Here is a 13,169-nt window from a genome sequence, read left to right as displayed (position 1 = left end):
AAACAGATGGAATTACGGCATTTACGCTATTTACTTGCTGTCTATGAACAACGAAATTTTACTAGAGCATCTGAATTATTGTATGTTTCGCAGCCCACCTTATCGCAACAAATACGCGATCTTGAAGATGAACTCGGATGTTTGTTATTTCATCGAGAATACCACCAGCTTATTCCCACTGATGCAGCGGAGATTGCCTGTAACTATGCAAAAGAAGCTCTTGGAGTTGTGCAAGAATTAAAGAATAGCTTACTAGAAATGCAAGGCCTTCGACGCGGGTGTCTAAAACTTGGTGTCATACAAACATTCAATGCTTTTTATCTTTCAGAAATTCTCAGTCAATTCTTGGAAAAATGGCCTGAAATTGACATCGAAGTCGAAGAGCTAGCTAACAACGACATCAGCAAGGCAGTTCTTGCTGGTCGTCTACATTTAGGAATCGGTTTTACTGCTTCTGATAATCGTATGCATAAGCATAAACTCTATGATGAAGATATTTTGATTGCATGCAACACGAGCCATCGTTTGGCACAGTATTCTGAAATAAACATTCAAGAGCTTGCAGATGAAATGTTTTTAACCTTGCCGCAACAATTTACCATTCGTCAATGGGTTGATGAGTTAATGGCGAAGCATCGGACTGTTCCTCGACGAATTATTGAATTTAACACCATCATTGCCATTCTTGGTGCCTTACATAAAATTAATGGTGTTGCCATTCTACCTGCAGTTACTAAACGCGCTTTGCCAAATAAAGGATTACATTTTGCACGCTTGCTACCTGCACTACCAATGCGCAGTGTTAGTTTGCATCGTCTGCCTAGCAGCAATTGTATTCCCTTAGTAAGGGCTTTTGAACAACATTTACTACTAAATTTTAAATAGCTGGAGGTTCTTTTGGTTTTTAATCTAATAAGCCATACCATCCACTGATCAGGTAAATTTAACACCATCTAAGCAGTTGATGTGTATCATTTTCTAAAATAATTAGTTCAAGGGATAATATAGGCAACGTCGCTGAAGGTGTTGCGGGAGGAGTTAGATGCAATGTTTCATCCGAATGGTCAGCCTCTTTTGCATACATGCATCGTTGGTGTTTGTGGTGGGTAAGAACATCAAAACACTGGTTGTATCCAGACGTACTTTTATGGTTTTTAGAGACCTGCTGGGGCGCTGATGGGGCAGCGTATGCCACACAGCTTCATGCAACGTACATTAAAAAATTATGCACCCTTGATTATCATCCTTGTGTTCCGGTTTAACATCTGGTTTGAGTAAATTTTCGAGTGTTGATTTGAGTACGATAAAATCGCTTGTTCTTATTTCGCATAACGCCTTCATGGCGAGTAAATCGCGAGCCGCCCGAGCAAGAAATACACCCGCACGGGACACTGCACCACACAGCCCCAACCCGGCCTTATATATTGCAAACTCACCCCCCAACAACGAATCAGAAGAGAACCAACTTTCAAGCTTCTTAGTTATCCAATTATAAAACTGGCTGGATAACTTGGGTTTTGACTTAAACTTCGGTACAGGGTCAAAAGGCTCGTCCGAGCAGTATTCATAAACGACATGCATAGGAAAAAGCTTTTGCGCGCCGCCCACCCCTTCTCTCCATTGTTTATCAATTGAATCCCAATTGGGATTAGTGCCATTACTCGCATCCACCTGGTCTTGAAGTTCTTTAATAATGGTATTTTTAAAATCAAAATGCTGTTGCGTGATTTTTATTCCGTTGAGTGTATAGGTCACTCCTTCATTTTTCACCTTGCTGTATTGTGCTAATAATTCTTTAACGAGTTCCTCGTTATTCTTGTCTTTAGGAATACACTCAAGAAGCATCGTCCAACCATGCTTATCCAAGGCCCAAAGCATGTATTCAAAAGCACTGATATTCTCGAAAGTTCGACCTGAACAGTCGGTGACTTTTCCTCTTTTAGAGAGTAAAGTGGGGTCATTTATCAGTATCTTTTGAACCGCAGCATCTTCTCGTCGGACTGCCCTGTGCAGAAATGTAGGTATTTTTTTCTCATCCAGTAGGGGCTTGAATAGAGTATGGTTAGCCTTTGAGCTTTGGATAAGATGGGCAAAATCAGGTAACTTTAAATACTGACCAATTTCTGTTTCCCTTATGTCTTTGGGTAATTCATCAAAGGGAAATTCAAATTGTTCTTGCATAATTATTTCTCGGCGCGATTAAAGAGGTTGCCATTATACCATGTCAAATGATCATTTAATATACATATGGATTTGATTATGGACAAATCATCAGGGCACTACATTGTTCATAAATAACAAGCCATCAATTTTTATATGGTTTTTAAATTAAAAATTTACGGCGGAATAAGGGATCAAATAAGCTGAAATGAATTTAACTTTTTTGCTCATAGGTTCTGTCTCTATCCAAGGCATCTCAGACTCTCCTTCTTTTGTTTGAGATACAGATTAACTGTTACCTATGTGTCCGGTCACTTTCGTTACCGATGTCACCACATCAGACCACTATTCAAATTCCTTACGCGCGAAGAGGTGGGGGGAAGATCGAAGTAAGCTTTAAAATCTGTGCATGATATAAGATTACTTTTTTGAATTGTGCCATTAGGCTTGCCCAATTGAATTCCTTGCATTTTTTTGCTGGCAAGTGCTTCCTTGTTTCTGAGACTAATGAGGTCGCATTCTAGTTCAGCAAAGAGTGAAAACAAGGTAATCATGATTTTAGAATTCATATCGTGTTGCCTCATATCCAAGTTTTGCTTGATAGCAATTGCTTGCACTTGTTTTTTCATTAATTCGATCAACAATAGAACTACTCTTCTAATAAATTGTTAATAATTTTGTACTATAATTTGCCATAATTAATCTTTGGAGACAGTGTCATGCCTTTAACTCAAACTCAACGCCTGATTAACACCTATGGCGCTTCACTTAAAAATGGAACAATCTCTAACGAAGAACTGATTAATTTGCTGGCTCCAAACACGTTTACAAAATCAGAAGGTTATGTTGCTCCCAATGCCCCGGTTTCAGACTCCAATCATAGCAAAATGGATGCAATAAAGGATTTTGTATTAACCATCGGCCCAACTTTAGATTCTGAAATACTTCACCAATTAACATCTCGAATGATCGAATTATCGCCACCCGGAGATAGAAACACATTTATGAGAGGCTCTAGTTTGGAAAAAGCTTTTTTAGCTTTTGAAATGGCTCACTACCCAACAAAAGCAGAGGAACATTTCAACTCGACAAGAGTGAGAACAGAATTCCCAGGCGAAAATGATATAAACAATCTTAAAGCAGTTATTTTGAACCCAATCATTGCATTTTTCCAATCGCCTCCCGGAATCGATGAAAAATTAGAAAAACTAATCCAATTATGCACAGATTATAAAGAGCACTTGAAACCATCTCTAACCGAGGACGCTAATAATTTAGTAAATAAAAAACATGCGATTGTTACAAACATGCTAGCCGCTCTCACTGACAGCACAGCCCCAAATAGCGCAACAAAAATTAAAAATATGGAGCAAATACTGACTGAAGAAAACAAAGCAACCTTAAAAGATCGCCGAGATTCATTTAGTGGTGCTAGATTTCTAGAAAGTATCCTGCACATAATAAGTCTGGGTATTTATTCGAAACTGACCAAAGGTACTTTTAAATTTTGGAAAAGCCATGGCGAGGCTCTCTCCGATAACATCGAAGAAGTTAGTAAACAACAACCTGGAACAAAATAAATATCAATCGATATCAATAGCTAACTTAAAAATAATAGCCTCTCAAAAAAATATTTAAGACTCTTGAGAGGCATTAAAATCATTACTCAGAAGCCAGCTCAATAGCGAAAGCTACCGCGAGTTTGGAGAAATTAGTCATATGTTCCAGGTTCAATAAATCCATTTTATCAGAAGAAGTATGGATGTATGGGTTGTGATCAGCAAAACTAGTTTCACATGGGAATGCAGCAGGAATATCTTCTTCATTCCAGGAAGCATGATCACTGCAACCATAACCACATCGTGAATAATCTACTGGTACATGAATATAATGATCAATTAATTTGGCCAAATAATTACTTAAATCTCTATCTGTATAATCAGTAAATACCCACATAGTTGGATCATTGGCATCATTTCGATAACCTGTCATGTCAAATTGTACCACAGCCTTCACTGGAATTGATTGTTCCTGAAAGTGTTGGACTACGTGTTGTGAACCGACCAAACCTCTTTCTTCAGCGGCATACCAAATAAAATAAATGGGGCGCTTAAATGTTGTTTTAGAAGACAAAATAACCCGTGCGGCTTCCATAATGCTCGATGATCCACTTCCATCATCACCAGCTCCAGGCATACGACCATCAAGAGTATCCATATGAGCACCAATAACAATAGCAGGGGCTTTGATGTCTTTGCCAATCACGGTAACCAGGGAAGGTTGTTTATACCACCCTGTTTTTACAAAAAAGGTCGAGGTATCAGTTCGTCCATACTCAACGGCCATCTGTTCAAATTTGGATTTTAACCAATTGGCAGTTTCAACACCCGTATCTTTTGTTGCAGAGCGGTTATAATAAGAAGTCATATGAGTCAGAGTTTGCCATATGTTATCAGAGACAATTTCTTTTAGTGCTGCATTGACTTCTTCTTCATGCTTGATTTCATAAACGTCTTTATGTAATTTGGATACACCAAACGGCTTAACGAGCTTTTTTTGCAGTAACTTTTGAGCAGATTGCTGTTGGTTTGCCGCTAAGGTTCCCGTTAATTTATGACTCACATTCACAAAATGGCCGCAACTGACTTTATCAGCCAGAATAGTCAAAGTTTCTACATCAGATGAAAGTACATCAATAATTTTGAATTCTTTATTCTCGGCCAAAATCTTATGGGGTACGGTTATTTTTGCAGCAAGGCATTGTGGGACTTGCAATTGCTCATGAACAGGCGACGTCGTTGCAAAACTTGAATTACTGGCGAGTATTAATCCTGATGTGATACAGGTCATCCATTGGTTAAAACGCATATCCTCTCCTAAGTTATTTAAATCGTTTTTGATACTACCTTATGAAACGAATATTGCAAATAAACTTTATTGTTGAATTGAAACAAAGACAAAAAATACTTTTTTAATATTAATGCTATTGATAATCATTTTCATTTGATATAAAGTTCTGCATTACGCATCAATGAGCAAATATACTACAATGAATATAAAAAATATACCTATCAAGCCCCAAAAAATCCCTTATTACTTGTTTCTTTTGTTATTAACTGTTGGAGCAAGCCTGATACTCGGCTTTTTAAGCTTTGGAGGCATGTATGCTCTTTGGCCTGTGTTACCCTTAGCTTTTGCTGGTTTTGCGTTATCGGTAGCTTATGAGGGTGAAATTTATTTGCAAAACATAAAAGGCGCTCTTAATAAGCTTTTTAAATTTAACTATCTTAAGAATCACTTTGCGAAAGAGTATTTGCTGAATCATTTTCCAAACACTAACGAAGAAAATTGCCCGCAATTTTTCAAAGATTATAAAAGACAGTTAAAATTATTGGCTGAATTTGGGCACAAAGAACTAAATCAAGACAGCAAAAAAAGAAAGCGGCAAATTGAAAAGACACTATCAGACATGGAAAAGTGGTTTGCCCTGCAATTGTTTTCAGATAAAAACAATCCATCTCCAAACACATCCAAATACGCCAGGGAACTACTTGACTGGCTTGCTTTAAATGATCAAGACGAATGGATAAAACGATGGGAAAAGCGTCATTTTCAATTTCATATTGTTAAAGGATTTAGTGTGGTTGCCGGCCTTTTCATGGGGCTTGGAAGCACCTATCTTATTGTTGAAGCCTTTACAATAATTCCGTTTTTTGCCGCCATTCCATTTACATTTTGGCCCATTATCATCCTTCCCATGGCTATCGTCGCAGGAGCCGCTTATGGAATGCTGACCTACAATGCCGTTACCGACATGATCAACAATAATACTGTTGTCAAATGGTATAATAAAATTCGCAATGACTTAAGCCAAGGTTTAACTGTACGCAATGTATTTATAGCATCCACCGCAGTTTTTCTTGTTGGACTGGCAATGGCCCTAACCATCTGTACTGCTGGAACATGGTGGACGATTGCTACAAATGCCCGCCCTTTATTTGACTGGATGAAAAAAATGCCAAGTTTTATTATGGGAATTATCAATCCCATTATAACTGGCGCCTCTGCTATAGTTTTTAACATACAAAACACGGCTGAATCACTGGATATGGTCGATGAAGCAACTCGTAGTAATAAGAGCGTCTTCCAAAAAATTTACGAAGCAATAAGCAATGGATATCAGCACTTACGTGAAACTGAAAATTGGTTACAAATAGTTAACCCGTTTCGCATTCTTTTAAAACTAACCATTACCCCACTACGAATTCTTTTGTTTCTGGGGCATTTGATCAGCGTTGCAGTCACATCGGATCGTATGCCTGGAGTACCGCAGATTCTTTCCGCACTCGTTGCCATTATTAGCGAAGGCTTTGAAGATGCCCACTATTTTATTGGACATACCCATGAAGACGAACAGGATGAAGAACATGGACACCAAGATCATCACCAATTTGAAAAACTCCTAAAGGAAAGGCTGGATCCTGACTCCGGTCAAGATCATAATATGGATATTCCTACCTGGATATTAAAAACCATTGCTTCACCTATATATGGCTTGGCAGCACTCTGGGATTGTTCTGCCAGTAAGCTAAATCCTCCTCAAGAGAATCATATTAAGAATTTGCCTTCTGGCAAAAAACCTCATGTGTTAAGTCTTGGAGAAGCATGGAATAAACAATGGGGAGTAGCCAAAGAGTTCAATGCTGAATTAAGTACTCATGCCAAACGCCCATCGCAAGAATGGCAAGTGGAACATGCTGTTGCTCAAATCGACAAATTTCAAAGAAAGCATCTCAAAGACATTGTTATCGGTCGCGAATTAGCCGATAAAAAAATCATCGCCCTCAATCATTTAAAGGAAAAAATACGCCATCCTGAAAAAGGAGAAGCATTGAGTGACACTCTGGAGCAGGCTAAAAAGCAACCAGACTACAATCAGCATAGGCTATTTAACCAAAAAGGGGAAAAAACCCGTACACAAGTTTTCATTGAAGAGCTTCCAGAACGAATCAATCTCTCTTCTGGCAAATGATAGAGATTAACATTAGTACCTTAAAAAGCAGTAAGGAGTTCAGTTAATGATACTCCTTACTGAAGATAAAATATAATGCACTCTTAACTCAACAAATTCTTCAGGCCTTCCAGGTGGGATTTGGCCAGTTTTTTTGATTGTTCTTCACAACGCTCCCCGCTTTTACCGAACCATTCCAGGCTCTCTTGCGGCAATTCATCCAAAAATCGGCTTGGAACACAGTCTTGCAGTTCTCCAGCTCGACGTCTCTGCTTCGCTAAAGTAAAACATAACCCCTTCTGGGCACGTGTGATCCCTACATAAGCCAATCTTCTTTCTTCTTCAATTTGATCATCATCGATACTCACTCGGTGGGGTAATAATTCTTCTTCCATCCCGACCAAATAAACAAAAGGAAATTCCAAACCTTTTGAGGCATGCAATGTCATTAATTGGACTACATCACTTGAAGATTCATCGGATTGTTCCAGTATATCGATTAGTATTAATTTATTCACAACATCCATGAGCGATTGTTCAGGTTCCTTATTTAACAAACGATTAACCCATTCTAAAAGCTCCCATACATTATCCATTTTTTTTTGTGCCTTGGCGGGAGAATCACATTGTTCATAAATATAAGCTTCATACCCAATATCTTCCACCATTTGCCTTAAATGCTCCAGAACTGAATCTGAACTGATACGTTTTTTAATGTCTTCCATCCACAATTTGAAATCATGAAAAATCATTCTCTGTTTGTCAGCAACAAACTCAGACAAGGCCAAATGATCGGACCCGTGATATAAACTTATCCCTCTGGACTGAGCATAGCGTCCCAAAGCATCGAGACTGCTCTCTCCTATACCTCGTTTGGGAGTAGTAATTGCTCGCAGAAAGGCAGCATCATCTGCTTCATTACAAAGTAATTTAAGATAGGCAAAAATGTCCCTGACCTCTAACTTGGCAAACCAGGACTGGCCTCCGCTGATATGATAAGGAATACCATGATGTCTTAATACCTTTTCAAATATTCTTGCTTGATGATTTCCTCTGTATAAGATGGCGTAATCGCTATAATTTGTCCGATTACGCAATTTATGACTTATTAAATCAGCGATCACATGTTCCGCCTCATCCTGCTCATCCTTACAGCTGACAACCCTTAATAATTCCCCATGCCCCAAATCACTCCATAATTTTTTTTCAAATAAATGTTGATTATGAGCGATCAGATGGTTGGCAGCATGTAAAATTCGGCTGGTTGATCTGTAATTCTGTTCTAATTTAATAATCTTTAACCGAGGAAAATCTTTTTGTAACTGCGCCAAATTCTCTGGTTTAGCGCCACGCCAGGCATAAATCGATTGATCATCATCACCCACAACCGTAAAGTGGGCACGAACCCCTGCCAATTTTTTTACCAGAAGATACTGGCTAGTGTTTGAATCCTGATATTCATCCACCAACAAATGACGAATTTTATTCTGCCAATATTCCAACACATCAGCATGATCATTCAGTAGATTGACAGGCAACCGAATTAAATCATCAAAGTCCACTGCATTATATGCTTTTAATGCTTCTTGATAGCGTGGATAAATTGTTAACGCCTCGTCACATAAAAGTGTTTGCGGAGGGTTTTGGAGTATTAATTCGGGGTTCAATAAATTATTTTTCCAAAGAGAAATTTGTTGTTGAACTTTGAGGATAAAATCTCTGTCGGTTGCCTTATTAACAGGTAAAAAACCCCGCAAAATTTGCAAACAATCTTCACTATCAAAAATGGAAAATCCTGGTTTCAAATCGCACCGAGAAACATCACGCTTGATGATACTTAGGCCTAATGTATGAAATGTCGCAACCTTTAATCCCCGCCTGCTTAAGGCAGGTAAAAAGGCCGAAACCCTTGCGCGCATTTCATTCGCCGCTTTATTCGTGAAAGTAACGGCGCAGATGGAGTTGGCATTATAACCACATGAATTAATTAAATAACCAATTTTTTGTGTAATAACTCTGGTTTTACCACTCCCAGCCCCGGCAAGCACCAACAAAGGCCCATCAATATATTTTACTGCAGCCATTTGTTGGCTATTCAACATACTTATTCCCGCTCAAAAAAAAGGCATTATCACCCAGGCTTTCTTTTTCACGCAAGAATTAATTGATAGAGCGTTCTACATCAAACTCGTCTTCGTTGTCACAAAGAATATATTCTGGTTTTTTTTCTATTTCTTTAATTTCTTCTATACCAAACAGTAATTTGTCTATTGTTTTAAATAGGGGAAGAAGTAAACTGTTATTTTTCATAATAACTCCTCACAATTTTAAAAAGGGGTTTTTTAAGAATAGTCCATGAAATAAATTTCTCCAGGAAAATTAAAAAAAATTAAAAAATAATTAAGATACGCTGGTTATGGAAACTACTATTCCTCTTGTAAGATTTTCTTCAAAATAACTGAACTCAGAAAAGGCCTGAGATAAACATTTTATGTTAGAATAGGTCTATTTGTGTTATGAGTTTGAAATGAAAGAAGCAGATACCTTACAGCGTTTTATTTTTGAGCATGCGAATATCCGTGGCGAAATCGTTCATATTGAAAAAACATTTCAAAACATCATGAACCAACGTGATTACCCACCCATGGTAAAAAATCTTTTAGGTGAAGCGTTAGTCTCATGTCTACTCCTGGCAAGCAGCATTAAATTTGAAGGAAATTTAAGTCTGCAATTTCAAGGTGATGAAAGATTATCCCTGTTACTCGTTCAATGCGATCATAATTTAAATATAAGGGGCTTTGCAAAATGTGCAGAGGGTCTTGAAATTGCTGATTACGCGACCGCTTTTCTTCAAGGCCGAATGGTCATTACACTCAGTCAAGACAACCAAACTCAAGCCTATCAAAGCCTGATACCTATTCAATCCACGTCCATGAGCGAAAATCTGATGACTTATTTTGCCCAATCAGAACAAATTGCTACTCGTGTGTGGTTAGCTGTCAATGAAGATATGGCTGCAGGTATGCTATTACAACTTATGCCAGGTCAAGATACAATTCAAAGAGAACAATTTTGGGAGTATGCCGTTCAGCTGGGACAAACAGTAACTGAAGATGAATTGCTGACCATAGACAATCAAACACTACTCTATCGTCTTTATCATGAAACGGAGTTAAGAATATTCGAAAGCCGATCTACCCGTTTCCAATGCCGTTGTAATCAGGACAAAATGAAACAGGTCATTAGTGTCCTGGGAGAAGAAGAGGCAACAGATTTAATCAAAGAAAAAGGAAAGATAGAAATCACTTGCGATTTTTGCAATCAAAAATACACTTTTGATTCAATCGATGTGACTCTACTATTTCGCAAATAAAATTAGCCTCTGCCTACTGCATAGTCAAATCGGGTTCTGCCAGAACTCCACAACTTGACTGACTAAACTGGATATACTCTCCTCTCATGGCTTGTAGTACTTGCTGCAAAGTAATAAATTGCTCACTTAATTGCAAGTACAAATTGGCTGTCTGATTTTCCTCAAGCTCTCCGACAGTCAAATAAGCCGCTTGCCCCATGTCAGAAAAATAACTCAAACTCACATGGCGTTTTTTAGCGATACCTGGAAATAAGCCGCAAAACAACAAGCTTTTGTCCCCCACATCCCTTAATAATTCGACTTGTAACTGGCGAGGTTTGCGCATGGATTCAAGAAAATCTAGTGCAACAACGGATTCGATAAGCTTTGTGCCTTGAGAAAAGCGCATCAGCAAAAAAACCAAATAACTTTCCGTGTTTTCATTCAATATCAGTCTGGTAGCTGCTTGCGCTTCATTAACCAGCGCATGCCATTGGCTAATATCAGTGGGATGTAATATTAGTTGTTTCATAAATACCCCCCATATTTACCTCTTACTATTAGTCTAGCAAACAAATACCAATTGTTTTCTATGACTAATATAATAATTCCTAATGTATTTTTATGATTAAATCAAGGATTTCTTATCTTGGGGCAGATAAATCCTAAGAAAACCAACACTTAATTTAAGATTAATATGGTATTTGCCGAAAACGATTAAGTGCCAAGCCTTCATGAAATTCGCTTCATTTCAAATGAAGGCTTTTTAATATGATCTTCTTGCAAATGGCGCTAGATGCTAGATATTGAGCTTTTTCCATTCTGACCAGGTACCTGAATATCCCATGAGGGATTGGCGAGCAAATTCATAAAAATGAATCAAAAATTGCAGTCTTTGCTCATAATAAGGAGTCAACTCAGGGATTTCACGATTCGTCACCATCAAATTATAAAAAGGCGGAATGGAGGCTTGGCGTGCGATGATTTCTTCAAAGCTAACCTTGTCTGCATTCTTTAACATATCAAACATGGAAAAAACGGTCGTCGTACGGCCTTTCCCGCCCCTGCAGTGGACATGATACCATGTGTCTTCTGGATTATTTTTTATCAGTGCGACAAGCGCATCCACTTCAGAATCTAAAGGAGCCCGGTGATCGGATATGAATATGCGATAATAATCAAATCCTTTTTTATATACATAATATTCTTCATTTTTTACAGTGCTCACTACCATCGATTTGCCTTGAGAATATTGTTTGGCTACATATTGGGGCACAGTTAAAACACCGTTAACAATTTTTCTGGATCTTAAGCCGGTTAACCAGTTTTCCTGGTCCAAAGTACTCTGACTATTTGACTTGCCCAAATTTATCCAGTTATAGACGCTAACTAAAGTAATCGCTCTGCCATTTAGATACCCATGACTCTCCTGGCGAAGATCGAGCACTATGACTTTTTTTGTTTCAGCCCCCATTTTTCTGGAAATGGACTCAGCAATAGCCTCCCAACCCTTTTCGCTTGGTTGCTCGCTTCCTGACAAATGAAATTTATTAATCCCTGTGATATTGCCACCGTAAACATCCGCAATTGATGCAACCTCTCTATATCTAATGACGGGTGAAAATTGGGTTTTACTATCCTGGACAATACATGGATTTTCAATAGTTGAATCACAAACACCGGAGGATGCCAATTTAGAGGCATAACTTTGAGTTGATAATAATATCAGCATTACCACTTTAAATCCTTTAAAGCTCATAATAAATCCTTTTTAAATCCCTAAAGATGAACCGCAGCATTCTATGTAAAAGATTTTTATTATTCAAGACGCATTACCATTTCAGAAATAAAATCACAATCATTAATACGTTACTACCAAATAATTCTATACTTTATTCAACTGTCCAAATAAACCTATGTCAGTTGAGGATAAACCATGAAATATCGGAAATTGGGAAAGGTGGGACCTGATGTCTCAGCATTGGGCTTTGGGTGCATGGGATTATCAGAGTTTTATGGCAAACCTGCTCGCCTTGATGATGCAGTCAAAATTATTCGTAATGCGCATGACCAATACCAAGTTAATTTCTTTGATACAGCTGATATTTATGGAAAAGGTAAAAATGCATAAAGAAGTATGGTATGAAATGAATTCATGCGATCAGCAAGGTATTGTTCTACATACTTATTCGCCTGACATTGATTTAGGCGATCCTGAATTGATTGTCGATGCCCTTTTTGGCGTAGGGTTGTATGGTCATGTTCGCCCGGAAATAGCTTCGCTTCTTCAACGCCTCCAACAGTTCACTGTACCCATCCTGGCTATCGAAGTGCCTACAGGCATCAATGCCAGCACAGGAGAAATAGCAGGTAATGCCTTGGCTGCAACCGCGACTACTACCTTCTTGTGTATGAAATTAGGCTTATTAATAAATGATGGAAAAATTTATAGTGGAGAAAGAGCATTCGATGATTTACTGGCACCTGAAGAAATTTATCAACAAGTCAAAGGCATAGAAGAATCAAGCTTGCTTGATAGTTCTACTTGCTTCTCCAAAAAAATTTGGTATCGCAATAAAACTCAAAAAGGCTGGCAGTTGAGCATCAATTAAAGAGTAGATATTCTTTAATGAGCGATTAGTGTAT

14 protein-coding genes are annotated in these 13,169 nt (G+C 38.2%); 6 read left to right on the top strand and 8 right to left on the bottom strand.

The annotated features are described in order from the left end of the window. Positions 1 to 6 precede the first annotated feature (6 nt). Positions 7 to 885, top strand: a complete 879-nt coding sequence (locus OQI99_RS13075; protein ID WP_061513145.1) for a LysR substrate-binding domain-containing protein — start codon at positions 7 to 9, stop codon at positions 883 to 885. A 58-nt stretch (positions 886 to 943) separates the two neighbouring features. Here OQI99_RS13075 and OQI99_RS13070 read toward each other — a convergent pair whose 3' ends face one another. The 3 genes from OQI99_RS13070 to OQI99_RS13060 form a co-directional block, all read right to left on the bottom strand. Next, a complete protein-coding gene (locus tag OQI99_RS13070) occupies positions 944 to 1,195 on the bottom strand; it encodes a hypothetical protein (protein WP_154694775.1) in 252 nt (83 codons plus the stop codon). Between the two features lie 20 nt (positions 1,196 to 1,215). Then, positions 1,216 to 2,181, bottom strand: a complete 966-nt coding sequence (locus OQI99_RS13065) for a hypothetical protein (RefSeq protein ID WP_061513144.1) — start codon at positions 2,179 to 2,181, stop codon at positions 1,216 to 1,218. Between the two features lie 308 nt (positions 2,182 to 2,489). Continuing rightward, the gene (locus OQI99_RS13060) at positions 2,490 to 2,801 is read right to left on the bottom strand and encodes a recombinase family protein (protein ID WP_265732371.1); all 312 of its coding nucleotides are present in this window, start codon (positions 2,799 to 2,801) and stop codon (positions 2,490 to 2,492) included. A 78-nt stretch (positions 2,802 to 2,879) separates the two neighbouring features. On the opposite strand from OQI99_RS13060, the gene vipE reads away from it, so the two are divergent. Next, positions 2,880 to 3,740, top strand: a complete 861-nt coding sequence (vipE, locus tag OQI99_RS13055) for a Dot/Icm T4SS effector VipE (protein ID WP_061513143.1) — start codon at positions 2,880 to 2,882, stop codon at positions 3,738 to 3,740. A gap of 82 nt (positions 3,741 to 3,822) precedes the next feature. Here vipE and lapA read toward each other — a convergent pair whose 3' ends face one another. Next, positions 3,823 to 5,028, bottom strand: a complete 1,206-nt coding sequence (gene lapA, locus OQI99_RS13050) for an aminopeptidase LapA (protein WP_027265936.1) — start codon at positions 5,026 to 5,028, stop codon at positions 3,823 to 3,825. Positions 5,029 to 5,209: 181 nt separating this feature from the next. On the opposite strand from lapA, the gene iroT reads away from it, so the two are divergent. Then, complete coding sequence (gene iroT, locus OQI99_RS13045; protein ID WP_061513142.1) at positions 5,210 to 7,192, top strand: T4SS effector ferrous iron transporter IroT/MavN; 1,983 nt, start codon at positions 5,210 to 5,212, stop codon at positions 7,190 to 7,192. A gap of 83 nt (positions 7,193 to 7,275) precedes the next feature. Here iroT and OQI99_RS13040 read toward each other — a convergent pair whose 3' ends face one another. After that, complete coding sequence (locus OQI99_RS13040; RefSeq protein WP_061513141.1) at positions 7,276 to 9,273, bottom strand: UvrD-helicase domain-containing protein; 1,998 nt, start codon at positions 9,271 to 9,273, stop codon at positions 7,276 to 7,278. A 58-nt stretch (positions 9,274 to 9,331) separates the two neighbouring features. Then, a complete protein-coding gene (locus OQI99_RS13035) occupies positions 9,332 to 9,481 on the bottom strand; it encodes a hypothetical protein (RefSeq protein WP_011216658.1) in 150 nt (49 codons plus the stop codon). Positions 9,482 to 9,698: 217 nt separating this feature from the next. On the opposite strand from OQI99_RS13035, the gene hslO reads away from it, so the two are divergent. Beyond that, positions 9,699 to 10,544: an Hsp33 family molecular chaperone HslO gene (gene hslO, locus OQI99_RS13030; RefSeq protein WP_061513140.1), complete on the top strand. Its 846-nt coding sequence runs from the start codon at positions 9,699 to 9,701 to the stop codon at positions 10,542 to 10,544. A gap of 13 nt (positions 10,545 to 10,557) precedes the next feature. Here the strand turns inward: hslO and OQI99_RS13025 are convergent, their stop codons facing one another. Together OQI99_RS13025 and OQI99_RS13020 are read right to left on the bottom strand one after the other, a co-directional pair. Continuing rightward, positions 10,558 to 11,055: a hypothetical protein gene (locus tag OQI99_RS13025; RefSeq protein ID WP_010948505.1), complete on the bottom strand. Its 498-nt coding sequence runs from the start codon at positions 11,053 to 11,055 to the stop codon at positions 10,558 to 10,560. Positions 11,056 to 11,322: 267 nt separating this feature from the next. After that, on the bottom strand, positions 11,323 to 12,282 hold the full coding sequence (locus tag OQI99_RS13020; RefSeq protein WP_061513139.1) for a tyrosine protein phosphatase: 960 nt from the start codon (positions 12,280 to 12,282) through the stop codon (positions 11,323 to 11,325). 177 nt (positions 12,283 to 12,459) lie between these two features. On the opposite strand from OQI99_RS13020, the gene OQI99_RS13015 reads away from it, so the two are divergent. Continuing rightward, complete coding sequence (locus tag OQI99_RS13015; RefSeq protein WP_265732122.1) at positions 12,460 to 12,654, top strand: aldo/keto reductase; 195 nt, start codon at positions 12,460 to 12,462, stop codon at positions 12,652 to 12,654. Further along, positions 12,632 to 13,135 (top strand): NAD(P)H-hydrate epimerase, encoded by a 504-nt coding sequence (locus OQI99_RS13010; RefSeq protein ID WP_265732121.1) that lies wholly within the window; start codon positions 12,632 to 12,634, stop codon positions 13,133 to 13,135. The genes OQI99_RS13015 and OQI99_RS13010 overlap by 23 nt, the downstream gene beginning before the upstream one ends. Positions 13,136 to 13,169: the final 34 nt, after the last annotated feature.

Origin of the sequence: Legionella sp. PATHC039, assembly GCF_026191275.1 — a bacterium.
GTDB classification, from domain to species: Bacteria; Pseudomonadota; Gammaproteobacteria; order Legionellales; family Legionellaceae; genus Legionella; species Legionella pneumophila.
Note: the sequence above shows the minus strand (reverse complement) of the source record. Positions and strands in the feature narration are given on the sequence as shown.